This window comes from Pseudomonas sp. 22490 (assembly GCF_052044465.1).
GTDB classification, from domain to species: Bacteria; Pseudomonadota; Gammaproteobacteria; order Pseudomonadales; family Pseudomonadaceae; genus Pseudomonas; species Pseudomonas aeruginosa.
In genome coordinates, this window is the sequence record NZ_JBQENS010000019.1 from 48,759 (window position 1) to 70,628 (window position 21,870).

The 21,870-nt window shown below is 68.6% G+C and carries 22 protein-coding genes; 10 read left to right on the top strand and 12 right to left on the bottom strand.

Annotated elements, in window-relative coordinates:
* Window positions 1-14: 14 nt before the first annotated feature.
* Window positions 15-917, bottom strand: coding sequence for a DMT family transporter (locus ACTJJX_RS20635; RefSeq protein ID WP_003104227.1), 903 nt, complete (start codon window positions 915-917; stop codon window positions 15-17).
* Between the two features lie 125 nt (window positions 918-1,042).
* On the opposite strand from ACTJJX_RS20635, the gene mdrR1 reads away from it, so the two are divergent.
* The 4 genes from mdrR1 to fecA all read left to right on the top strand — a co-directional run bounded on the left by mdrR1 (window position 1,043) and on the right by fecA (window position 5,933).
* Window positions 1,043-1,924, top strand: a complete 882-nt coding sequence (mdrR1, locus tag ACTJJX_RS20640; protein ID WP_003119250.1) for a transcriptional regulator MdrR1 — start codon at window positions 1,043-1,045, stop codon at window positions 1,922-1,924.
* Between the two features lie 100 nt (window positions 1,925-2,024).
* The gene (locus ACTJJX_RS20645) at window positions 2,025-2,534 is read left to right on the top strand and encodes a sigma-70 family RNA polymerase sigma factor (protein WP_003092999.1); all 510 of its coding nucleotides are present in this window, start codon (window positions 2,025-2,027) and stop codon (window positions 2,532-2,534) included.
* Window positions 2,531-3,484, top strand: a complete 954-nt coding sequence (locus tag ACTJJX_RS20650; RefSeq protein WP_003119249.1) for a FecR domain-containing protein — start codon at window positions 2,531-2,533, stop codon at window positions 3,482-3,484. Before ACTJJX_RS20645 ends, ACTJJX_RS20650 begins: the two co-directional genes overlap by 4 nt.
* A gap of 94 nt (window positions 3,485-3,578) precedes the next feature.
* Window positions 3,579-5,933, top strand: coding sequence for a TonB-dependent Fe(3+) dicitrate receptor FecA (gene fecA / locus ACTJJX_RS20655; RefSeq protein WP_003143066.1), 2,355 nt, complete (start codon window positions 3,579-3,581; stop codon window positions 5,931-5,933).
* A 95-nt stretch (window positions 5,934-6,028) separates the two neighbouring features.
* Here the strand turns inward: fecA and ivy are convergent, their stop codons facing one another.
* Complete coding sequence (gene ivy / locus ACTJJX_RS20660) at window positions 6,029-6,490, bottom strand: lysozyme inhibitor Ivy (protein ID WP_003093002.1); 462 nt, start codon at window positions 6,488-6,490, stop codon at window positions 6,029-6,031.
* Between the two features lie 220 nt (window positions 6,491-6,710).
* On the opposite strand from ivy, the gene ACTJJX_RS20665 reads away from it, so the two are divergent.
* The 6 genes from ACTJJX_RS20665 to tsiT all read left to right on the top strand — a co-directional run bounded on the left by ACTJJX_RS20665 (window position 6,711) and on the right by tsiT (window position 11,472).
* Window positions 6,711-8,294, top strand: a complete 1,584-nt coding sequence (locus ACTJJX_RS20665) for a peptide chain release factor 3 (RefSeq protein WP_003093004.1) — start codon at window positions 6,711-6,713, stop codon at window positions 8,292-8,294.
* Window positions 8,295-8,678: 384 nt separating this feature from the next.
* On the top strand, window positions 8,679-9,074 hold the full coding sequence (locus ACTJJX_RS20670; RefSeq protein ID WP_003093006.1) for a PAAR domain-containing protein: 396 nt from the start codon (window positions 8,679-8,681) through the stop codon (window positions 9,072-9,074).
* Window positions 9,071-9,598: a DUF4123 domain-containing protein gene (locus tag ACTJJX_RS20675; protein ID WP_003104236.1), complete on the top strand. Its 528-nt coding sequence runs from the start codon at window positions 9,071-9,073 to the stop codon at window positions 9,596-9,598. The genes ACTJJX_RS20670 and ACTJJX_RS20675 overlap by 4 nt, the downstream gene beginning before the upstream one ends.
* On the top strand, window positions 9,591-9,974 hold the full coding sequence (locus ACTJJX_RS20680) for a hypothetical protein (RefSeq protein ID WP_003104238.1): 384 nt from the start codon (window positions 9,591-9,593) through the stop codon (window positions 9,972-9,974). The genes ACTJJX_RS20675 and ACTJJX_RS20680 overlap by 8 nt, the downstream gene beginning before the upstream one ends.
* A complete protein-coding gene (gene tseT / locus ACTJJX_RS20685; protein ID WP_003104240.1) occupies window positions 9,971-10,756 on the top strand; it encodes a type VI secretion system effector protein TseT in 786 nt (261 codons plus the stop codon). Before ACTJJX_RS20680 ends, tseT begins: the two co-directional genes overlap by 4 nt.
* Window positions 10,753-11,472 carry a type VI secretion system immunity protein TsiT gene (gene tsiT, locus ACTJJX_RS20690; protein WP_003104242.1) on the top strand — a complete coding sequence of 240 codons (720 nt, stop codon included), beginning with the start codon at window positions 10,753-10,755 and terminating at the stop codon, window positions 11,470-11,472. The genes tseT and tsiT overlap by 4 nt, the downstream gene beginning before the upstream one ends.
* 626 nt (window positions 11,473-12,098) lie before the next feature.
* On the opposite strand, the gene ACTJJX_RS20695 is transcribed toward tsiT, so the two are convergent.
* The 10 genes from ACTJJX_RS20695 to moaC all read right to left on the bottom strand — a co-directional run bounded on the left by ACTJJX_RS20695 (window position 12,099) and on the right by moaC (window position 21,830).
* Window positions 12,099-14,393 (bottom strand): ExeM/NucH family extracellular endonuclease, encoded by a 2,295-nt coding sequence (locus ACTJJX_RS20695; protein ID WP_440782018.1) that lies wholly within the window; start codon window positions 14,391-14,393, stop codon window positions 12,099-12,101.
* Window positions 14,394-14,429: 36 nt separating this feature from the next.
* On the bottom strand, window positions 14,430-15,992 hold the full coding sequence (locus ACTJJX_RS20700) for an alkaline phosphatase D family protein (protein WP_003122044.1): 1,563 nt from the start codon (window positions 15,990-15,992) through the stop codon (window positions 14,430-14,432).
* A 251-nt stretch (window positions 15,993-16,243) separates the two neighbouring features.
* On the bottom strand, window positions 16,244-16,759 hold the full coding sequence (gene ubiT / locus ACTJJX_RS20705) for a ubiquinone anaerobic biosynthesis accessory factor UbiT (protein WP_003104247.1): 516 nt from the start codon (window positions 16,757-16,759) through the stop codon (window positions 16,244-16,246).
* Window positions 16,753-17,643 carry a U32 family peptidase gene (locus ACTJJX_RS20710; protein ID WP_003104248.1) on the bottom strand — a complete coding sequence of 297 codons (891 nt, stop codon included), beginning with the start codon at window positions 17,641-17,643 and terminating at the stop codon, window positions 16,753-16,755. The genes ubiT and ACTJJX_RS20710 overlap by 7 nt, the downstream gene beginning before the upstream one ends.
* 11 nt (window positions 17,644-17,654) lie before the next feature.
* Entirely contained in the window at window positions 17,655-18,650 is a 996-nt protein-coding gene (gene ubiU / locus ACTJJX_RS20715; protein ID WP_003093020.1) for a ubiquinone anaerobic biosynthesis protein UbiU, read from the bottom strand.
* Window positions 18,651-18,764: 114 nt separating this feature from the next.
* Window positions 18,765-19,988, bottom strand: a complete 1,224-nt coding sequence (locus ACTJJX_RS20720) for a molybdopterin molybdotransferase MoeA (RefSeq protein ID WP_003114306.1) — start codon at window positions 19,986-19,988, stop codon at window positions 18,765-18,767.
* Window positions 19,985-20,542 (bottom strand): molybdenum cofactor biosynthesis protein B, encoded by a 558-nt coding sequence (moaB, locus tag ACTJJX_RS20725; protein WP_003093023.1) that lies wholly within the window; start codon window positions 20,540-20,542, stop codon window positions 19,985-19,987. The genes ACTJJX_RS20720 and moaB overlap by 4 nt, the downstream gene beginning before the upstream one ends.
* A gap of 100 nt (window positions 20,543-20,642) precedes the next feature.
* A complete protein-coding gene (gene moaE, locus ACTJJX_RS20730; RefSeq protein ID WP_003093025.1) occupies window positions 20,643-21,095 on the bottom strand; it encodes a molybdopterin synthase catalytic subunit MoaE in 453 nt (150 codons plus the stop codon).
* A gap of 4 nt (window positions 21,096-21,099) precedes the next feature.
* Window positions 21,100-21,351 (bottom strand): molybdopterin converting factor subunit 1, encoded by a 252-nt coding sequence (gene moaD / locus ACTJJX_RS20735; RefSeq protein ID WP_003093027.1) that lies wholly within the window; start codon window positions 21,349-21,351, stop codon window positions 21,100-21,102.
* The gene (moaC, locus tag ACTJJX_RS20740; RefSeq protein WP_003093030.1) at window positions 21,348-21,830 is read right to left on the bottom strand and encodes a cyclic pyranopterin monophosphate synthase MoaC; all 483 of its coding nucleotides are present in this window, start codon (window positions 21,828-21,830) and stop codon (window positions 21,348-21,350) included. Before moaC ends, moaD begins: the two co-directional genes overlap by 4 nt.
* Between the last annotated feature and the right edge of the window lie 40 nt (window positions 21,831-21,870).

A 21,870-nucleotide genomic window follows, 5' to 3' on the forward strand; every position in this document is an offset into this window, starting at 1 on the left:
CGCCTCCCTCTCCGCTAGGTCGAGCGCGCCGGCCCGGCCAGCGCCGGCGCCTTCGGCTTGCGGAACACCAAGACGTTGCCGAGCATCACCAGGACCAGCCCGGCCAGCGCCGGTGCGGTCCAGCGGTAGCCCTCGGCGAAGGCCGAGATGTTCAGCGCCACCACCGGGAACAGCACGGTGCAGTAGGCGGCGCGATCCGGGCCCATGCGCCCGACCAGGGTCAGGTAGGCGGTGAAGCCGATCACCGAGCCGGGGATCGCCAGGTACAGCAGCGAGCCGACGTAGCGCGCGCTCCAGTCGAAACTCAGCGGCACGCCCTGGAACAGGCACAGCGCCAGGAGGATCAGGGTGCCATAGAGCATGCTCCAGGCATTGCCGGTGAGCGGGCGGATGCCGGCCTTCTGTTGCAGGCTGGAAAGCATGTTGCCGGTGGAGAAGCACAGCGTGCCTAGCAGGGCCAGGCCGAGGCCGTAGAAGGTTTCCGGGGTGGCCTGGTGACCCACCAATTCCGGCCAGAACAGCAGCCCCAGGCCGAGCAGGCCGAGACCGCCACCGGCCATCACGTTCGACGCGATGCGCTGGCCGAACCACAGGCGGGCGTTCAGCGCATTCCACAGGGTGGCGGTGGAGAACACCACGGCCACCAGGCCGCTGGGAATCCACTGGCTGGCGGTATAGAAGCAGATGAAATTCAGGCAGAACAGGCATACGCCCTGGGCCATGCACAGGCGTTGGCCCCGTGCGTCCAGCCTTTGCAGGCGGCGGCCGAGCAGCAGCACGGCGAACAGCACCAGCGCCGCCAGGGCGAAGCGGTAGGCGATCGACAGGGTGATCGCCACCGGGCCCATCTGTAGCTTGATGGCGATCCAGGTGGTGCCCCAGATGAGCACGGTGAGCAGGTACAGCGAAAGATTCATGGCGACTCCGCAACGACAGGATGCCGTCAGTCTGCGGTCGAGGCCGGGCGCGACCATTGTCCATTCTTGCGCTTTTCATCCGCCGCCTCTCGCGGCAGCGTCCGGGCGCGGGTAGCATGGCCGGCATGCACCAACCCAGTGATTTCCAGGTATTCCGCACCCTCGACCGGACCTCCAATGCGCGCCTGCTGCGCAGCAGCACGCTCAGCGACGGCCTGGCGCTCGCCCATTGGTACCGCGACGAAGCGGAGATCCTCGGCTACAGCGACCCCGGCCATCACACCCTGTCGCTCTACCTGCAGGGCGGCTGGCAGACCTTCCGCCGCGATCGTCCCGGGCTCTATGGCGGCCCCGACCGCTTCTGCGTGATGCCGGCCGAACACCACTCCGACTGGGCGGTGACACGCGGCCTGGGCTTCATGCACCTGTACATAAGCCCGGAACGCCTGGCCGGCGCGGCGGTACGCACCCTCGATTGCGAACCACGCAGCCTGCAACTGGAGGAGCGCACCTACATCCAGGACGAGCCGCTGGCCGCCCTGTGCCGGACCCTGGAACGACAGGACTGGAACGAACCCGGCGAGCGCCTGCTATGCACCAGCCTCGCCCACCAGGCGGTGGACCACCTGCTGCTCACCGGGTGCGGCAGGCGTACCGACGTGCGCTGGCAGGGCGGGCTGGCCGCGCACGTGCGGCGGCGCCTGGCCGACTACATCGAAAGCCACTTGGAGCAGCCGCTGGAACTGGGGTCGCTGGCGGAGCTGGCGGCGCTCTCCGAGTACCACTTCGCGCGCATGTTCCGCGTATCCTTCGGCCTGCCGCCGCACCGCTACGTGCTGGAACGACGCCTGGCGCGGGCCCGCGACCTGCTGGCGTACTCCGCGCAGCCGCTCCAGGAGGTCTCGCTGGCCTGCGGCTTCGCCAGTCCGAGCCATTTCAACCGGCGCTTCCGCGAAGCCCATGGCGCCACCCCGGGGCAGTACCGCGCCGCCCTGAAAGGCTCCTGAAAGCCAGGCGCCGACAGCCTGCGGTTGTAGGCAGGCATTCCCGCAGCATAAAATGATAACTATTATCATTCGTTAATCCTTCTGCTCCGGGAATGTCCAGGTGTCGAGCGCCGACCTCGCCCATGCGGCCGCGTTGCATACCCTCTACAGCGACCACCACCACTGGCTCACGGGCTGGCTGCGGCGCCGCCTCGGCTGCCCGCAGAACGCCGCCGACCTGGCCCAGGACACCTTCGTCAAGGTCCTGGTTTCGCGCCAGGCCGCGCGCATCGACGAACCGCGCGCCTTCCTCACCACCATCGCCCGCCGCGTGCTGTGCAACCACTACCGCCGCCAGGACGTCGAGCGCGCCTACCTGGAAGCCCTGGCCAGCCTGCCCGAGCGGGAAGTCCCCAGCGAAGAGACCCGCGCCATCGTCCTGGAGACCCTGGTCGAGCTGGACCGTCTGCTCGACGGTCTGCCGCCGCTGGCCAAGGAGACCTTCCTGCTGGCCCAACTCGACGGCCTGGGCTACGCCGAGATCGCCACGCAGCTGGGCATCTCCCTGAGCAGCGTCAAGCGCTACATGCTCAAGGCTGCGCAACGCTGCTACTTCGCCGAGCTGCCATGAGCCTGCCCGCCGCACCCAAGGTGCCGCCGCAGGTGGCTGAACAGGCCGTGCGCTGGCTGGTCGAGCTGCAGGGCGGCGCCGACGACGAACGCCTGCGCCAGGCCTGGCAGCGCTGGCGCCAGGCGGCCCCGGAACACGAGCAGGCCTGGCGCCACATCGAGGCGGTCAACCAGCGCCTGGCCGGGATAGGCACGCCACTGGCCCTGGCCGCCATCAACGCACCGCATTCGCCGCAACGCCGGCGCGCGCTGAAGACCCTGCTGCTGGTCCTGGCCGCCGGCGGCAGCGCCTGGGGCCTGCGCGAGAGCGGCAGCCTGCAGCGCTGGAGCGCCGACTATGCCACCGGCGTCGGCGAACGCCGGCGCCTGGCCCTGGCCGACGGCAGTCGCCTCGAGCTGAACAGCGACACGGCGGTGGATGTCCGCTTCGATGCCGGCGAACGGCGCCTGCTCCTGCTGCGCGGGGAAATCCAGCTCAGCACCGGCCAGGACCCGCGCCCGCTGCACGTGTACAGCGCGGAAGGCCGGCTGCGACCGGTGGGCACCCGGTTCGACGTGCGCCAGTTCGCCGGACGCACCCGCGTCGCCGTCCACGAAGGCGCGGTGCAGGTGGAGAACCACGCCGGCCAGGGCCTGCTGCTGCCCAGCGGCCGGCAGCTGGACTTCGACCGCGAGCGACTCGGCGCTCCGCAGCCGCTGCCGGTCGGCAGCGGCGCCTGGACCGACGGCATGCTGGTGGCCGCCGGCATGCGCCTGGACGAATTCCTCGCCGAAGTCGCGCGCTACCGCCCCGGCCGGCTGGGCTGCGACCCGCGCATCGGCGGCCTGCGGATTTCCGGCAGCTATCCGCTGGACGATAGCGAGCGGATCCTCGCCACCCTGCCGGCGGTGCTGCCCGTGGAGGTACGGCGCGTCACCCGCTACTGGGTCGGCGTGCACCCGCGCGAATGAGCGGAAAGATATTTCCGCGCACCTGAGCCTTTTTCCCCACCTCGCGTGACAGAGGAGGAAAGCCAACCTCGAAAGATCCACTGGAGTGTCCCTCATGTCCCCGTCACGCGCCCTGTCGCCGCTCAGCCGCGCCCTGCTCCTCGCCTGCCTCGGCGGTCCCGTCCTGGTTTCCGCCGGCAGCGCCTGCGCCGCCGAGATCCGCACCGATGCCCGCCAGTACTACCGGCTGCCCGCCGAGCCGCTGGAGCAGGCGCTGAACCACCTAGGCCGCCAGGCCGGCGTGCTGATCGCCTTCAGCCCGGAACAGACCGCCGCGCGGCGCAGCCAGGCGCTGGACGGCGAGTACACCCTGGAGGAAGCCCTGGCCGCCCTGCTCGCCGGCTCCGGCCTGGAGGCGCGCGCCCGCGGCGACGGCGCCTATACCCTGGAGGCGCTGCCGGTGGAAGACCCGGCCAACCTGCAGGCGCTCACCGTGGTCGGCGACTGGCTGGCCGACGCCAGCGCCGCCGACGTCTTCGAGCATCCCGGTGCGCGCGACGTGGTCCGCCGCGAGCAGTTCCAGGCCCAAGGCGCGGCCAGCACCCGCGAAGTGCTGGAGCGCATTCCCGGGGTCAGCGCGCCGCTCAACAACGGCACCGGCAGCCACGACCTGGCATTGAACTTCGGCATTCGCGGCCTCAACCCGCGCCTGGCGTCGCGCTCGACGGTGCTGATGGACGGTATCCCGGTGCCCTTCGCCCCCTACGGCCAGCCACAGTTGTCGCTGGCGCCGGTGTCCATCGGCAACATGGACGCGGTGGACGTGGTCCGCGGCGGCGGCGCGGTGCGCTACGGGCCGCAGAACGTCGGCGGCATCGTCAACTTCGTGACCCGGGCGATCCCCGAGGACTTCGCCACCAAGCTCGACGTGCACAGCGAACTCAGCCCCAGCTCCAGCCAGGACGGCCTGAAGACCACCCACAACGTGCTGATCGGCGGCACCGGCGCCAACGGCCTCGGCGGCGCCCTGCTCTACTCCGGCACCCGCGGCGGCGATTGGCGCGAGCACAGCGATACGCGGATCGACGACCTGATCCTCAAGGGCCGCTTCCAGCCCAGCGACGAACACACGTTTTCGGCGATGACCCAGTACTACGACGGCGAGGCCGACATGCCCGGCGGCCTCGGCACCGCGGCCTACCGCGACGACCCGTACCAGTCGACCCGTCCCTACGACAAGTTCTGGGGCCGCCGTACCCTGGCCAGCGCCAGCTACGAATACACCCCCAACGCCAGCCAGAAGCTCAACGTCACCGGCTTCTTCACCAAGACCCTGCGCAGCGGCTACCTCGACCAGGGCCGCAACCTCACCCTGTCGCCGCGCGAATACTGGGTGCGAGGCCTGGAAACCCGCTTCAGCCAGGGCTTCGAGCTGGGCGAAAGTCGCCACGAAGTGGGCATCGGCCACCGCTACGTCAACGAAGCCAGCCACGAGCTGCGCTACTGGACCCGCGCCGACAGCGGCCAGCTACCCAGCACCGGCAGCCGCAACGACCGCGACACCCGCGGCAGCACCGAAGCCAACGCGTTCTACATCGACGATCGCATCGACATCGGCAACTGGACCATCACCCCCGGCATCCGCTACGAGAAGATCGATTCCGAACAGAAGAACCTGCTGAAGAACAGCAAGGACAGCGGCCGCTACAACGCCTCGCTGCCGGCGCTCAACGTGATCTACCACCTCACGCCGAGCTGGAACCTCTACGCCAACACCGAGGGCTCGTTCGGCACCGTGCAGTACAGCCAGATGGGCAAGGCGGTGCGCAGCGGCGACATCGAGCCGGAGAAGGCCCGCACCTGGGAACTCGGCAGCCGCTACGACGACGGCATCCTGCGCGCCGAACTGGGCGCCTTCCTGATCAACTTCGACAACCAGTACGAGAGCAACCAGCAGACCGACAGCGTGACCGCCCGCGGCAAGACCCGGCACAAGGGCATCGAGGCGGCGATCGCCTACGACCTGGCCGATCTCGACCCGCTGCTCTCCGGCTTCGACGTCTATGCCAGCTACGCCTACGTCGACGCGAGCATTCGCGAGGACGGGCCGAACAAGGGCAACCAGGTGCCGTTCTCCTCGAAGCACAAGGGCACCCTTGGCGCCAACTATCGCACCGGCGCCTGGAGCTACAACCTCGACGGCAGCTTCCAGACCAGCCAGTACGCCGACAACGCCAACACCGAGAGCGAAAGCGCCGACGGCAGCACCGGGCGGATCGCCGGCTGGATGGTCTGGAGCGCGCGCGGCACCTACGACTTCGGCCCGCAACTGAACGACCTCAAGCTCGGCCTGGGGGTGAAGAACCTGTTCGATCGCCGCTACTACACCCGCTCGTTCGACGACAACAACAAGGGCCTCTACGTCGGCCAGCCGCGCACCCTGTACGTACAGGCCTCGGTCGGTTTCTGAAGAAAGACCGCGGGAGCGCATGGCGCAACGGCGGACGATCGCCAGCGATCATCCGCCCTCCCCGCCGCCGGGCCTGGTTACCCTCAGGCCCGGCGTCACTTCCAGTTCGGATCGCTCTCCAACTGTTTCATCAGCAGCTCGCGGACCTGCCTGGAGGGTTCGCCGTACCAGCGATAGGTGGCGTACTTGCTCGGCGTCTGCATGACTTCGGCGGGCTCGTCCGGCAGGCTCACCTGCAGCCCGTAGGCGGCACTCTTGTCGCCGCGGAACGCCACCAGCAGGCGGTTGTTGCCGCAATCGTGGGGTTTGCAACTGTTGGCCAGGACGTAGGGCTGGCCCTCCAGGCTCAGGCTGGTGGACGGGGAACTCGGGCCGCTGGCGTCGGAAACCCATTTCGGCACGTCGCTCTCGCCCTTGAACATGGCATGCCAGGTGGCCTTGTAGCCGGGCTGGCCGAGCAGTTCGAACAGCCGCGGCTGCTCCTCGGCCTGCGCCGGCGCCCAGTGCAGCGCCGCGCCCAGCAACGCCAGGGAGAGCAGTCTGGATACTCCGTTCATGGTGATTTCCTTCGATCGGGTGAAATGAAAGCAGTCTATCCGGCGGTGGCCGCCGCTGGCTGCTTGGAACGGCACGACTGCGACAAGTTCGCTGTCCACCGGCAATTCCATCGATCGCCGGATGACAGGCATCCCGACGCGCCGCGTTTTACCGCTATAATCCCGCGTTTTTCCGGGCCGTCCCGCGCCCACGCCAACGGATTCCAGCAGGCACGCATCCATGACCACTCAGGCCGCCGAAGTCGCGAAGCGCCGTACCTTCGCGATCATTTCCCACCCCGACGCCGGTAAGACCACCATCACCGAGAAGCTCCTGCTGATGGGCAAGGCGATCGCCGTCGCCGGTACCGTGAAGTCGCGCAAGTCCGACCGCCACGCCACGTCCGACTGGATGGAGATGGAAAAGCAGCGCGGCATCTCCATCACCACCTCGGTGATGCAGTTCCCCTACCGCGAGCACATGATCAACCTGCTCGACACCCCCGGCCACGAAGACTTCTCCGAAGACACCTACCGCACCCTGACCGCGGTGGACTCGGCGCTGATGGTGCTCGACGGCGGCAAGGGCGTCGAACCGCGGACCATCGCCCTGATGGAAGTCTGCCGGCTGCGCGACACGCCCATCGTCAGCTTCATCAACAAGCTCGACCGCGACATCCGCGACCCCATCGAGCTGCTCGACGAGATCGAGGCGGTGCTGAAGATCAAGGCCGCGCCGATCACCTGGCCGATCGGCTGCTACAAGGACTTCAAGGGCGTCTACCACCTGGCCGACGACAGGATCATCGTCTACGTCCCGGGCCACGGCCACGAGCGCATCGAGACCAAGGTCATCGAAAAGCTCGACTCCGACGAAGCCCGCGCCCACCTCGGCGATCTCTACGACAATTTCGTCGAGGAGCTGGAGCTGGTGCAGGGCGCCTGCCACGAATTCGACAAGGACGCCTTCCTCAAGGGCGAGATGACCCCGGTGTTCTTCGGCACCGCGCTGGGCAACTTCGGCGTCGACCAGGTCCTCGACTGCATCGTCGACTGGGCGCCGCAGCCGCTGTCGCGCGCCACCCACGAACGCAGCGTGGAGCCGACCGAGGAGAAGTTCTCCGGCTTCGTGTTCAAGATCCAGGCGAACATGGATCCCAAGCACCGCGACCGCATCGCCTTCATGCGCATCTGCTCGGGCAAGTACGAGAAAGGCATGAAGATGCGCCACGTGCGCCTGGGCAAGGACGTGAAGATCGCCGACGCGCTGACCTTCTTCTCCTCCGAGCGCGAGCAACTGGAAGAGGCCTATGCCGGCGACATCATCGGCCTGCACAACCACGGCACCATCCAGATCGGCGACACCTTCAGCGAAGGCGAGAACTTCGGTTTCACCGGCATCCCGCACTTCGCCCCGGAACTGTTCCGCCGCGTGCGCCTGAAAGACCCGCTGAAATCCAAGCAGTTGCGCCAGGGCCTGCAGGAACTGGCCGAGGAAGGTGCGACCCAGGTGTTCTTCCCCGAGCGCAACAACGACATCATCCTCGGTGCGGTGGGCGTGCTGCAGTTCGACGTGGTCGCCAGCCGCCTGAAGGAGGAATACAAGGTCGAGTGCGCCTACGAGGCGATCAACGTCTGGTCGGCACGCTGGATCGAGTGCGACGACGAGAAGAAGCTCAAGGAGTTCAAGGACAAGGCCTTCGAGAACCTCTCCGTGGACGGCGGCGGGCACCTCACCTACCTGGCGCCGACCCGCGTCAACCTCAGCCTGATGGAAGAACGCTGGCCGGACATCCGCTTCCGCGCGACGCGCGAGCATCACTGATCGCACGGGAGGAGCCAGGGACAGCCTCCCTGGCTCCTCCCGCGGCGGTCTCGGCGCAGGGCGGATAACCGTATCGCGGCTATCCGTCGCTCCAGCGCGGTATCGGCGGACAGCCCCTGCGCAGGCAAAGCGAACGCGACGCTGTGCGAAACGCCTCCTTCCCTCCTCCCAGGCTCCCCTCCCCATCGCGCCATCGCTCCGTACGCCTGCGCCTTTCGCAGGCGGGTGACGAGACTTCCAGGTAGGAAATCCCTTCAAGCGCAACCAGGCAAGGACGCGGTTGCCCAAGCCGTTTCCGAAGGTGCCTCCTGAGCAGTTCAGATAGGTTGTCCGCCCCCGACTGGCACGGCAGAGTGCCAGGGTTTATCTCATAGGGACTTGAGCATGAGCGGCAAACCCGCTGCGCGCCTGGGCGATCCGACCGCGTGTCCGCTACCGGGCCACGGCAGCAACCCAATCGTCGGCGGCTCGCCCGACGTCTTCTTCGACCATCGGTCCGCCGCCCGCCAGGGCGACGCCACCGCCTGCGGCGCCACCCTCAGCGCCAACGTCATCGCCAACGTACTGATCAATGGCAAGCCCGCCACCGTGGTAGGTAGCGTCGGCACCCACGGCAACCTGGTGGTCGGCGGGGCGGGCACGGTGCTGATCGGCAACAGCGGCGGCGGCGCACCCGCTCTCGCCCTCGCCCCACCGAAGCTGTGCCTGCAATGCCTGCTGCTGGCGGCACGCCGCAACCAGGCCCTGGTGCCCCTGGAAAGCCTCGGCGGCGCACCGTGAGCCGGCTCCAGCCGGCGCTCGCGGCGCCTACGCCGGACAGCCGCCTGTTCGCCCTGGCGGACGGCGCCCGCTACCTGACCCTGGACACCCGCCTGGAAAAGGCCGCGGGGGAAATCCGCTCGCGCTGGCTGCTGGCCGGGAGCGAGCTGGACGAAATCGCCCATGCCGGGCCGGTCCTGATCGAATTCATGGACAGCGCCCCGCTTTCGTCATCGGGCGAGTTCCTCGGCTGGCTGCGCGACTGGGACCGCCGCTCGCCCATGGCCTCCTGGCTGTGGAGCCGGGCGTCCTTCGAAAACCTCGCGAAACACTTCGCCGGGCTGCTCTTCACCCGCATGCCCGACGGCCGCCGGGCGCTGTTGCGCTACTACAGCCCGGAAGTGCGCCGGGCGCTGGAACAGGTCATGACCGCGCGGCAATGGACGCAAGTGATGGCGCCGCTGGAGCGTTGGCAGGTCTGGCAGCCCCTGCAGGGCGGCTACCTCGTCTATGACCGGGAAACGGAGCGGACCGCCGATGCTTGAACTGGATGCCGGCCAACTGGATCGCCTGCAGCGGGTCCGCGACGACGAAGTCATCGAGCGGGTCCTGCTGGAGGTACGCCGGGAGGCTCCCGCCTGGCTCGAACGACGCGGCCTGCTGCCCGCCATCCGGCAACTCGGCGAGCTGCGCGCGACGGCGCTGGAACTGGGTATCGAAGAGCCCGGGACGATCGAACGCTTTCTTCTGCACGGCCTGGCCTTCCCCGCTTTCCAGGACACGCCGGCGTTTCTCGCACACATGCGCCGGCCGCTGGCGGACAGCCCGGAACAACGCTTCCAGGACTACGAACGGATCGTCGAGTTTCGCCTGGCCAGCCAGAAATGGCGCGCGTACGAAACCTCGGGGAGACCGGCATGAGCGGCATAGGCGCGCTTTTCCGACCGCTGCCCCGCATGGGTCCGCGGCTGCCCTTCGAACTACCCGCGCCGCCCCGGCCGCACTTGCCGATGCCGGCGCCGCGCCCGCTGCCGCGACCGGCCCCCGGCGCGCTGCCCAGGCCGGTACCGCGTCCGATGCCGGTTCCGCAGACCCTGCCCAGGACCGAGACCGGCACGCTGAGCCGCGACCGGACCCGGGAAGCCGAGCGCGATTGCAGCAAGAGCCAGGGCCGCGACAAGGACTGCGTGGAGTGCCCGCCGTCCCGGGGCGAAATGGCCATCGCCAATAACGGCAAGGGCCACAGCATGTCGGACCTGTCCGCGCGCTACCAGCAGTGGGTGACCAATTTCCCGTTTCCCCACGAATGGTTCTGGAGCGGCACCTGGTGGGACGGCTTCGACGAGCCGCGCTGCACCCTGCTGGAGGCGAAGGCCAACTACGCCTTCCTGTTCGTCCCGCTGCTCGGCGTGCCCAGGCCCTGGGCGCGGGCCAAGGTGAAGTCGGACCTGCTGCAGAAGGCCGAGGTCCACAGCGACAAGGCCCGACCGACCCCGCCGGTGTTCGTCGAATGGCACTTCCTGCAGCGGATCGTCTACGAGTACTGCGCCGCGGAGTACCTGCGCATGGGACTGGCCAACCTGAAGGCATTCTGGAATCCGATGCCGGGAACGGACGAGCACGACGACTACCAGGAAACCCGCGCGAAGGAACAGGAAGAGATGAAAAGGTTTTGCGAAGAGAACCCGGGGTATTGCGCATGACGGACGCCAAGGCTTTCAGGCGCTACATATTCGAGCTGTACTTCGATCCGGCACGGCTCCTCGCACTGGACGACGACCAGCACCTGCAACGGATAGAGCGCTTCCTCGATGCCCTCGCGCCCCTCCATCCGGTGCTGGAGAACTGGTACCTGTGCGGCGACTCCCTGCGCGATGCCCTCAGCCACAACGTCACCGAGCACCGCCAGGATCTCGCCAAGGCCCTGTCGCGTGACCGACGCACCCGGGCGGTGGAACTGGTGCTATGGAACGGCGAGGAGGATCCGCTCAAGGGCGGGTTGTCGCTGGACTACGAGGCCAGCGGCAGGGCCGTCTCGTCCAGGCTCCAGTTGGAAGATGCCGGCAGCCTGCTGCAAGTGTTCGACGCACCGGCTTCCTCCTTCGTCGCGATCTTCCTCGCGGCGCTGGAAATCTGGCCCGAAACGACCTGGGGCATGCTCGCTCCGCATGCGTACTTCGTACACCAGCGGACCTTCCCGGACCGCCGCAGCATCGGCTGGATCGGCTTCTGCCCGCATCCGCTAAGGGCCACGGACTTCCCGGCGGCTACGGAGCTGGTCGACATTCCCGGCCGTGGCACCCTGCTGCTGAACGGCCGCGAACCGATGGACGAAACCCGTCGCGAACATTTCGAGCGCGTCGGCGAAGCGGACATCAAGCTGATGGAACTGGGCTACCTGCCGCCGCTGCGCGGCTGACGACGTACGAACCTGGTGGGGCCTACGTTCCGTGGGGCGAATACGCCACCGGCGTAATCCGCCGGCATCCCGCCGCAACGGCGGATAACCGCAGGCGGTTATTCGCCCTACCAGGCCCACGTGCCACGCAGCAAGGCCACCCTGGAGTGACCTCCGTTCCGTGGGACGAATACGCCACCGGCGTTATCCGCCGATATCCCGCCGCAACGGCGGATAGCCGCAAGCGGTTATTCGCCCCACCAGGCCCACGTGCCACACTGGAAGGCCACCCTGGAGGGGGCTCCGTTCCGTGGGGCGAATAACGCCACCGGCGTTATCCGCCGAGATCCCGCCACGACGGCGGATAACCGCAAGCGGTTATTCGCCCTACCAGGCCCACGTGCCACACTGGAAGGCCACCCTGGAGGGGGCTCCGTTCCGTGGGGCGAATACGCCACCGGCGTTATCCGCCGAGATCCCGCCACAACGGCGGATAACCGCAAGCGGTTATTCGCCCTACAGGCCCACGTGCCATGCAGAAAGGCCACCCGAGGGTGGCCTTTCTGCATGGCGACCAACGCCACGGGCGCTATCCGCTGCCTACCTGCGGTGCTTCTTCATCGCCACCCGGCGCAGGTCGATACCGATCACCACCGGGTCGTGGTCGGAGGCCCGGTACGGCTCGGCGTTGTACAGGCTGTCCTGCTGCCGAGGGGTCTTGAACTCGACGTTGTAGTCCAGCACCCGGGGCTCGTCGGCGTTGATGTGCCACTCCACCGCGCCGCGTACCTGGCGCGCCAGGCTGGCGTTGGCGAGGGCGTGGTCAAGGTAGCCGGACTGCCCGGAGACACGTAGGAATAGCCCTTTCCTGCGCCCGCCTGACGCGCCACCAGGTCGGTGTAGCCGGCGCTGCGGATGACGTTCACCGGGTCTTCCTTGGCATAGGAATTGAGGTCGCCGATGATCAGGCGGTCAGGTTCCTTGGCGCCCGTCGGATCGCCCGCCAGCCAGTCCACCAGGGCCTGGGCGGCGCGCGCCCGGGTCAGGTTGCAGTTGCCCTGGCCGTCGCCGGTGTCCGGGTCGCCGTCGCAGGCCGAGCCCTTCGACTTCAGGTGGTTCACCGCGATGGTCAGGCGTTCGCCGCCATTGATCTCCTGGAAGGTCTGGGCCAGGGTCGGACGGTTGCGGGTGTCGTCGAACTCCGGGTTCACCGAACTGTCGAGCACCGCCGCGGATCGATAGGTGCGGACCTTGTCGCCGCGATAGATCAGCCCCACGGCAATTTCGTCGCTGCCCAGCTTCGCCCGGTTCGGGTTGACGAAGGCATAGCGCTGGCCCTGGGGCAGGCTGGCGTTGAGGCCGTTGACCAGGTCGGCGATGGCGCTGAACTCGCCGTAGCCGTCGTTCTCGATCTCCATCAGGCCGACGATGTCCGCCTTCGAGGCGAGGATCGCCGCGACGATCTTCGCTTTCTGCCGTTGGAACTCCTCGGCCGTGTTGGCTCCGCGCGAGGTGGGGAAACCGCCGCCCTTGCCATCGCCGTTGAAGTAGTTGAGCACGTTGAAGCTGGCCACCCGCAGGCGCCCTTCCACCGCCGGCTGGGCCGGACGCGGATTGGCCGCCTCGAAGGTCGGCGTCTGCAACGGCTGGATACGGTAGCTGCCGGCCGAGTAGTCGAGCACGCCGTCGATGGCGCTGGTACGGTCGCCGACGCGCAGGCTGTTGTAGGCGCTCAGTTCCGGTGCCGGGTAGCGGATCGGGTCGGGGTTCTGCCCGCTGCGGCCGTCGTCGAGGAGAATCCGGTCGAGGTCGTTGCGCGCCTGCATGGCCTTGGCCTGTTCGCCGGGAGCCACCACGTTGGTCGGAGTCATCTGGCGGCCGCCGGAGGACAGCAGGACCTCGCCGTAGCGGCCGAGGTTGTAGACCTCGTTGACGGTCAGCGTCTGGCGGAGCTGCACGCGCATGCCTTCGTAGCGCTCCAGCGCATCGGCGCTGGCCAGCGGCAGGCTGATGCCGGCCGGCGTCGGCAAGGCCACGCCGCTCGCCAGGACGCTGACCTGCAGCGGCCCGACCAGTTCGGTGAGGCCGTTGAACTCGCGGACCTGGCCGGTCACCCGGACGCGGTCGCCGAGCTTGACGTCGCTGCCGTTGCCGCCGTCGTAGACGAAGATGCCTTCGGAGGTCGCCGGGTCGCCGTCCACCGTGGCATCTTCCTGCTGCACGTAGAAGCCCTTCAGCTCGCTGGCGTTCTGGAAGTCGCCGACCACCACGCCCTCGATGGCGACCCGCTGGTTCACCAGCGGACTTTCGGCGCCGGCGCCCTGCACCTCGTGGATCGGTCGCAGGCCGGCCTCCTCGCCGCCGCCGGGCTCACCAGCGCCATGCTGGCCGAGGTTGGCGAAGGTGTCGCGCGGGTAGCCCAGCCATTGCGCCGCCGGGTCGAAGGCGTCGCTGGGATCGCTGTCGCCGTCGCGGATGTCGGCCTTGCGCACCAGGCTCCGGTCGAGGGTCTGCACATCGCCGCTGCCCCAGGTCGTGCCGGGGTTGAAGCCGACCTGGCCGAGGCTGTCGAGGATCTCGCCGCCGCGCCGGCGCAGCAGCACCGCATCGTTGCCATTGAACCAGCTGCCTTCCACCCGCTGGCTGGCCAGCGCCAGCAACGCCGGGTCGGCCACGCCGTTGGCGAGGACGAAGGTCTTGCCCGGCGCCAGGCTGCCGCTCAGGTCGATGCTGCGGCCCGCCGCGCTGGCGCCGTTGAAATAGAACTCGACGCGGTAGGCGGAGAGGTCGAGGACCTGGCTGCCGCTGTTGTAGAACTCCAGCGCCTTGTTGTTGCCGCTGCCTTCGACATACTCGGAGATGATCAGCTCGGCGGCGTTGGCCACCGGCAGGCCCAGCAGGGCCAGGCCGCCCAGCAGGGCGGCGTTACGCAAGGGGTGCATCGGGATACTCCTTTATCGGAATGGGGTCGCCGCGGCTCAGGCGCCGTCGGGCTGCAGTTCCTGGGAAAACACCGGCTCGCCGTCGAGGTCGCGCAGGGTGACGGTGAGCGCGCGGCTTTGCGCATCGATCTCCACCTCGCCGAAGAACTGGTAGCCGGCGAAGGGGGAACTGTTCTGGACCAGCGGGGCCTTCTGGAACATCACCTGCGGGCCGAACGTGCCATCCAGCGCGTTGGGTCCGAAACTACCGGCATTGAGAGGCCCGGCGACGAACTCCCAGAACGGCGCGAAGTCCTTGAACGCGGCGCGCTCCGGGCTGTAGTGGTGGGCAGCGCAGTAATGCACGTCGGCGGTCAGCCAGACGGTGTTGCGCACCCCGGCGCGCTGGACGAAGCGCAGCAGATCGGCGATCTCCAGCTCGCGGCCGAGGGCGGCGCCGTCGTTGCCGTTGGCGATGGCCTCCCAGCGGTCGCGACCCTGGGCGTCCTTGCCATCGAGCACGCAGAGGCCGATCGGCATGTCGGCGGCGATCACCTTCCACTGCGCACGCGAACCGCGCAACTCGCGCTTGAGCCATTGCAACTGCTCACGGCCGAGGAAATCGGTGGCGGCGCTGCGCCGCGCCTGCAGGTTGGCGCTGTTGCCGCCGCGGTAGCTGCGCATGTCGAGGACGAACACGTCGAGCAAAGGGCCGTAGGCGACCTTGCGGTAGATCCGCCCGTCGCGCCCCTGGCGCTGGAAGCGCAGCGGCGCGTATTCGAGGAACGCCTGGCGTGCACGGGCCGCCAGCACGTCGATGTCCTTCACCTGGTAGCGCTCGTCGAGCTGCTTGCTGGAGGACCAGTTGTTGGTGGTCTCGTGGTCGTCCCATTGCCAGATCTGCGGCACCTCGGCGTTGAAGCGGCGCAGGTTGTCGTCGAGCAGGTTGTAGCGGTAGTTGCCGCGGAACTCGTCGAGGGTCTCGGCGACCTTGCTCTTGGCCTCGGTCACCCGGTTGCGCCAGATGCGCCCGCTCTCGGTCTCGATGCGTTCGGGGATCGGCCCATCGGCATAGATGGTGTCGCCGCTGTGCAGGAAGAAATCCGGCTGGCGCCGGCGCATGGCTTCGTAGATACGCATGCCGCCGATATCCGGATTGATCCCGAAACCTTGCCCGCAGGTGTCGCCGCTCCAGACGAAACGGATATTGCGCGCCTCGCTCGGCGCACTGCGCAGGTGGCCGAACCAGGGCTTGCTCAGGCTGCCGTCGCGGGCATCCTCGAAGCGCACCCGGTAGAAGATCGACTGGTCGGCCGGCAGGCCACGCAGGTCGATGCGCGCGGTGTAGTCGAGGCGCTCGTCGGTGACCGGCGAGACCAGCCGACGCGGCTCGCTGAAGACGCTACGGGTGTCCCATTCGACGATCATCCGCGCCGGGCGGTCGGTGCGGCTCCAGACCAGCGCGCGGTCGCCCTGCACATCGCCGGATTGCACGCCATCGGTCAGCTTCGGCCGCGCCCTGGGCGAGGCGATCACCGCCGGCGCGCCCAGCGCCGGCAACAGCAGTCCAGCGCCCAGGCCTTGCACGACGCGGCGGCGCTTGAGGTCCATCCCACTCATACCGGAGTTCTCCGCAGGCTTCACGAAGGTCCGGTTTACCGGGGCAAGTTGACAGGGGCGTTACGGGGACAGACAGGCTATCCGTTTGGTCAGGGGAAACGCCCATTCGCTCCGCGCCGCCCATGCGGCAACGAACCGGGCGTTGCCTCGCTGAAAAGAGCTTCAGTGAGTTTCAGGCTTCAGGGAATACACCCAATCGGAGGGGCGCGCCCAGCGACATTGGCGTCGCTATACGCCCCTTTCCACCGACCTCAGCCGCCCCGCGCGCCCTGGACCGGCCCCTGGGGCGCCTCGCCGCGCTCCTCCTGCACTGCCCGCCCGGCCCGTTCCACGGCGTTCCACAACCAGGGCGGCAGGTGCTCCGGGTCGAGGCTGTCGAGGAGGTTCTTGACCGCCAGGCCCAGCTCGGTGTCGCCCTCGATCACCAGGCGGCGGCGGAAGAACAGGGTATCCGGGTCCTCATGCCGGCTGGCCAGCAGCAGGAAGTCGCGCCAGTCGCCACGGATGGTCACGCTGGCCCGTGGCCGTTCGACCAGGCGCAGGCCGCCGGGCACCCGGGTGACGCACCAGCCGACGCCGAGGTCCCTGACTTCCAGGCGCAGCCAGCGACCTTCCAGCAGGTCGAAGGCGCCCTCCTCCAGCGGCTGGGCGAACAGCCGGTTGGCGACCCGTTGCAGGACCAGGTGCTGGAGCCCGCGCGGAACCTTCGCCGCCAGCGGCAACAGGCGTCCGGCGACGCCGAGGAGCAGGCGTTGGCGGTTCAGCATAGCCCTGCCTCCTCTGCCCGCAGCATCCCCGGCCGGCCGTGCCAGTAGCCGTTGCAGCCTTCCACGGCGAGCGGCGGAGCGGCACCCTTGCGTACCCGGTCGAAGGCCGCGATCACCTCGGCCATGCCCTGCGCCCGAGGACTCAGGCGTAGCAGGTCGGCGCCGCTATGTTCCAGCGAGCGGTAGTCGGCCAGCAGGTTGCTGACCTTGCCGGACATGGTCTGGATGCCGTTGAGGGTGAACAGCGCCTCGCCCTCCTGGCTGAGCAGCGGGATACCTTCGGGATACTGCTGGCAGCAGAACTGGCAGTCGTCCTTGGGCCGGTTCTCCGCCCGCGCGGTGAAGCAGCGCGCCGAGTAGGCCAGCGGCAGGTGACCGTAGGCGAAGACCTCGGTCTGCAATTGCTCCAGGCCCAGCTGCGCAGCCTGGTCGAGCACCCCGCGCAGCAGCTTGCCGGAGACTTCCACCGGCGGAATCCAGCGGCGCATGCCCCAGGAATACAGTTCGGCCAGGGCATGACCGTTGTAGAGGTTCAGCGCCGGACCGCCGACAAAGGGCACGCCGCGCTGGCTGAGGTAATAGACGGCGGCCATGTCGTTGGCCTCGACCCGGAGTACGCCGTTCTCGCATAGCCGGCGCAGGCTGGACAGCTCCGAAGCGGCCTCGATCAGCGCCAGCCCGGAGAGCACCAGCTCGGCACGGGTCGCCTGCGCCAGCTCGCGGGCCAGCGCCTGCCAGTCATTCAGGGACAGCGCCCGGCGCTTGGCGCAGACGGTCTCGCCGAGGTAGATGACGTCGAGCGGCTGGCTGGCCATCTCGGCGTAGAAATCGAATATCTGCCGCTTGTCCCAGTAGAACAGCAGCGGTCCCAGGCTCAGTTTCATCGCGGCGGTCCTCACTGCCAGGAACGGTGATAGGCGCCCAGGGTGGTCTGGTGCCCTTCGGAAAGTCCGGCCAGCGCGCGCTGCCATTGCGGCTGCACGCTATAGGCGCCCGGCGCGCTGGCGTAGCTGTCCAGCGCCTGGCGCCAGACCCGGGTGACCTGCTCGACGTAGGCCGGGCTGCGCTGGCGGCCTTCGATCTTCACCGCCGCCACGCCGATTTCCGCCAGTTGCGGGACCAGGTCCAGGGTGTTCAGGCTGGTCGGTTCCTCCAGCGCATGGAAGCGCTGGCCATTGACCAGGAAACGGCCCTTGCAGAGGGTCGGGTAGCCGGCCGCCTCGCCGGCGGCGTAGCGGTCGATGAGCACTTCGTTGAGGCGCGAGGTCAACCCCTCCGGTTCCTCGCTCCAGCGCACCGCCCTGGCCGGCGAACAGACGCCGCAGAGGTTCGGCGACTCGCCGGTGACGTAGGAGGACAGGTGGCAGCGGCCCTCGGCCATGATGCACAGGCTGCCGAAGGCGAACACCTCCACCGGCACCGGGCTACCGGCCGCCACCTGGCGTACCTGCGCCAGCGATAGCACGCGGGGCAGGACCGCGCGACGGATGCCGTAGCGTTCGTGATAGAGGGCCAGGGCCGCGGCATTGGTTGCCGAGCCCTGCACCGACAGATGCAGGTTGAGCCGCGGATGACGCTTCGCGGCATAGCCGAGCACCGCCACGTCGGCGGCGATCAACGCATCGACGCCGAGGTCGGCGGCCTGGTCCACCGCGCGCTGCCAGCGCTCCCAGCCCTGCGCGCTGGAATAGGTGTTGACCGCTACGTAGAGCTGCCGCCCGGCCTCGTGGACTCGCCGCAGGCCTTCCTGCAACTGGCGTTCGTCAAGGTTGAGGCCGGCGAAATGGCGGGCGTTGGTGTCGTCGCGGAAACCGACGTAGATGGCATCGGCGCCCTGTCGCAGGGCCGACTTCAAGGCGGGCAGGCTGCCCGCCGGACAGACCAGTTGCATGGGGTTGCTCCTCTGGCGAAAAACGCGCTCCGCGGCAGTGGGCAACCCCGGGGCACAGGCGCCACACTCTAGAAAGACGCTCCCGGTCGGCGCTTGACCGGGATCAAGAAGGCCTCAGGCCATCAGTGCGGAGAACGGCAGAAAGTCGATCGCATCACCCACGCCCAGGGTGGCGCCGCGCTCGATCACCGCCAGCCCGTCCGCCCAACTGGCGGCAAGCAGCATCGCCGAGCCCTGCTGCGGGTGGATTTCCACCCGCCCCCGTTCATCGAGCCGCGCCCGCAGGTACTGGCGACGCGCCCGCGGTTGCGGCCAGTCGAAGGCCGCCGGCAGCGCCAGCGGCCGCGGCACTACGTCGAACAGTCCCTGCTGGCGAAGCAGGAACGGACGCGCCACCAGCAATGCGGTGACCAGCGCCGCCGCAGGGTTGCCGGGCAGCCCCAGCCAGGGCTTGCCGGCCACGGAGCCGAAGGCGAACGGCTTGCCCGGCTGGATCGCCAGGCGCCACAGGTTGACCTCGCCAAGCTCGGCGATGGCGCGCTTGAGGTGGTCTTCCTCGCCTACCGAGACACCGCCGCTGGTGACCAGCGCGTCCCATTCGGAGGCCGCCAGGCTGAGCGCATCGCGGCTGGCCACCAGTTCGTCGGCGAGCACTTCCTCGTCGTGCACCTCGAAGCCCAGACCGCGCAGCAAGGCGCCGATGCAGTAACGGTTGGCGTTGTAGATCTGCCCGGCCAACAGTGTCTGGCCGGGCTCGCGCAATTCGTCGCCGCTGCTCAGCAGGCCGATGCGCAAGCGCCGACGCACCGAGACCGTGGCGACGCCGAGACTCGCCAGCAGGCCGAGTTCCTGCGGGCGCAAGCGCTGTCCGGCACGCAGCACCGGCGCGCCACGACGCAACTCCTCGCCGCGCCGGCGCACATGCTGGCCGGCGCTCACCGGCGGCAACTGCACGCGCTCGCCGTCGACCACGCAGAGTTCCTGCGGCACCACGCAGTCGGCGCCGGTCGGCAGCGGCGCGCCGGTGAAGATCCGCGCCGCCTGGCCCAGCGGCAGGCTCATGCCGCGGGTGTCGCCGGCGGCGATCCGCGCGCCGACCGTCAGGCTGCCGCCGCTGCGCGGCAGGTCGGCGGAGCACAAGGCGTAGCCGTCCATCGCGCTGTTGTCCCAATGCGGCAGGTCCATCGGCGCCAGCAGGTCCTCGCCGAGCACTCGTCCCAGCGCCCGCTCCAGGGCCAGGCTCTCGCAGGCTGGCGGGCGCGGCGCGCGCGCCAGCAGTTCGGCCAGCGCCTCGTCGAGCGGGCGCAGTTGGCCGCCATCGCAGGCGCAAGCGCTCACGAGCGGCACCCGCAGCCGGCCACCGGCGCCACGGCTGGCGGGGTCTTCAGGTGCGGGACGAAATTGCACGGGCGGGTGCGGCTGTCCAGTTGCGCCAGGAGAATCTCGTTCCAGGCGGTGCGACAGGCGCCCGGCGAGCCGGGCAGGCAGCACACCAGGGTACCGTTGCTGAGCCCGGCCAGCGCCCGCGACTGGATGGTGGAAGTGCCGATCTCGCGCTGCGAGACCTGGCGGAACAGTTCGCCGAAGCCCTCGACATCGCGCTCGAACAGCGGCCCGACCGCCTGCGGGGTGTTGTCCCGCGCGGTGAAGCCGGTGCCGCCGGTGATCAGGCCGACCTGTACCTCGGGGTCGGCGATCCAGGCCGAGACCACCGCGCGGATCTGGTAGATGTCATCGGTCTTCAGGCTCCGCTGGTGCAGGCGATGACCGGCGGCCAGCAGCGCGTCGGCGAGGGTCTGGCCGGAAGTATCGGTTTCCAGGGTACGGGTGTCGCTGACGGTGAGGATGGCGATGTTCAGCGGCTGGAAGGTGGAGGTGGCCAGGTGGCTCATGGAAGGGGTCCTAGGAACGGGCGATGCCTCAGCCTGAACCGCGGGCCCCCGGCTGGCTATTCCTCCGAAGAGGTAAGCCGGCGGCGCGAGGAGGTAGACGTCACTCCTCCCAGCGCTGCGCGGCGGCCTGGTCGCTGCAGCGGCCTTCGACCCAGCGCGGGCCTTCGGCGGTGTCTTCCTTCTTCCAGAACGGCGCGCGGGTCTTCAGGTAGTCCATGACGAAGTTGCAGGCGTCGAACGCCGCCTGCCGGTGGGCGCTGGCGCAACCGACGAAGACGATCGGCTCGCCCGGCTCCAGGCGGCCGATGCGGTGGAGGATCTCCAGGCGCAGCAGCGGCCAGCGCTGCCCGGCCTCGGCGGCGATCTTGCCGAGGGCCTTCTCGGTCATGCCCGGATAATGTTCGAGGAACATCCCGCCGACCTCGCGACCGTCGTTGAAGTCGCGCACGTAGCCGACGAAGCCGACCACCGCGCCGATGCCGACGTTCTGCGCATGCAGGGCGTTAAGCTCCTGCCCCGGATCGAAAGCTGCCTGCTGGACGCGGATGGCCATGGGTTCAACCTCCGGTGACGGTGGGGAAGAAGGCGACTTCGTCGCCGTCCTGCAACGGCTCGTCGAGGCCGCACAGTTCCTGATTGCGCGCACACATCAGGTTCTGCTCGCCGAGGGTACGCTCCCAGGCCCCGCCGCGCTCCACCAGGAGCTGGCGCAAGGCGCCGAGGGTCGCCAGCCCGGCGTCCCAGTTCAACTGCTCGCCGTCGATGCCGAGGGCTTCGCGGTAACGGGCGAAATACTGCACGCGGATCATGCCTGCCCTTCCTCCTCTTTGCGGTAGTGGCCGCTCTTGCCGCCGAGCTTCTCCAGCAACTGGACCTGCTCGATGACCATCCCGCGGTCCACCGCCTTGCACATGTCGTAGATGGTCAGGGCCGCGACGCTGGCGGCGGTGAGCGCCTCCATCTCCACGCCGGTCTGCCCGGCCAGCCGGCAACGCGCGCGGATGCGCACGGCGTCCGGCGCCTCGGCCTGCAGTTCGAGCTTGACGCTGGTAAGCAGCAGCGGATGGCACAGCGGGATCAGTTCGTGGGTGCGCTTGGCCGCCTGGATGCCGGCGATCCGCGCCACGGCGAAGACGTCGCCCTTGGGATGGCCGCCGTCCTGGATCAGTTGCAGGGTTTCCGGGCGCATGCGCACCACGGCCTCGGCCGTGGCTTCACGGGAGGTCACGGCCTTTTCCGTGACGTCGACCATGTTGGCGCGGCCCTGGGAATCGAGATGGGTCAGCACGTGGGTGCTCCTGGAAGAGGATACTGGCCAGTCATTGTAA

Coding starts and splice junctions, on each gene's coding strand:
- ACTJJX_RS20635 (WP_003104227.1), bottom strand. CDS start 917: ATGAATCTTTCGCTGTACCTGCTCACCGTGCTCATCTGGGGCACCACC.
- mdrR1 (WP_003119250.1), top strand. CDS start 1,043: ATGCACCAACCCAGTGATTTCCAGGTATTCCGCACCCTCGACCGGACC.
- ACTJJX_RS20650 (WP_003119249.1), top strand. CDS start 2,531: ATGAGCCTGCCCGCCGCACCCAAGGTGCCGCCGCAGGTGGCTGAACAG.
- fecA (WP_003143066.1), top strand. CDS start 3,579: ATGTCCCCGTCACGCGCCCTGTCGCCGCTCAGCCGCGCCCTGCTCCTC.
- ivy (WP_003093002.1), bottom strand. CDS start 6,490: ATGAACGGAGTATCCAGACTGCTCTCCCTGGCGTTGCTGGGCGCGGCG.
- ACTJJX_RS20665 (WP_003093004.1), top strand. CDS start 6,711: ATGACCACTCAGGCCGCCGAAGTCGCGAAGCGCCGTACCTTCGCGATC.
- ACTJJX_RS20670 (WP_003093006.1), top strand. CDS start 8,679: ATGAGCGGCAAACCCGCTGCGCGCCTGGGCGATCCGACCGCGTGTCCG.
- ACTJJX_RS20680 (WP_003104238.1), top strand. CDS start 9,591: ATGCTTGAACTGGATGCCGGCCAACTGGATCGCCTGCAGCGGGTCCGC.
- tseT (WP_003104240.1), top strand. CDS start 9,971: ATGAGCGGCATAGGCGCGCTTTTCCGACCGCTGCCCCGCATGGGTCCG.
- tsiT (WP_003104242.1), top strand. CDS start 10,753: ATGACGGACGCCAAGGCTTTCAGGCGCTACATATTCGAGCTGTACTTC.
- ACTJJX_RS20695 (WP_440782018.1), bottom strand. CDS start 14,393: ATGCACCCCTTGCGTAACGCCGCCCTGCTGGGCGGCCTGGCCCTGCTG.
- ACTJJX_RS20700 (WP_003122044.1), bottom strand. CDS start 15,992: ATGAGTGGGATGGACCTCAAGCGCCGCCGCGTCGTGCAAGGCCTGGGC.
- ubiT (WP_003104247.1), bottom strand. CDS start 16,759: ATGCTGAACCGCCAACGCCTGCTCCTCGGCGTCGCCGGACGCCTGTTG.
- ACTJJX_RS20710 (WP_003104248.1), bottom strand. CDS start 17,643: ATGAAACTGAGCCTGGGACCGCTGCTGTTCTACTGGGACAAGCGGCAG.
- ubiU (WP_003093020.1), bottom strand. CDS start 18,650: ATGCAACTGGTCTGTCCGGCGGGCAGCCTGCCCGCCTTGAAGTCGGCC.
- moaB (WP_003093023.1), bottom strand. CDS start 20,542: ATGAGCCACCTGGCCACCTCCACCTTCCAGCCGCTGAACATCGCCATC.
- moaE (WP_003093025.1), bottom strand. CDS start 21,095: ATGGCCATCCGCGTCCAGCAGGCAGCTTTCGATCCGGGGCAGGAGCTT.
- moaD (WP_003093027.1), bottom strand. CDS start 21,351: ATGATCCGCGTGCAGTATTTCGCCCGTTACCGCGAAGCCCTCGGCATC.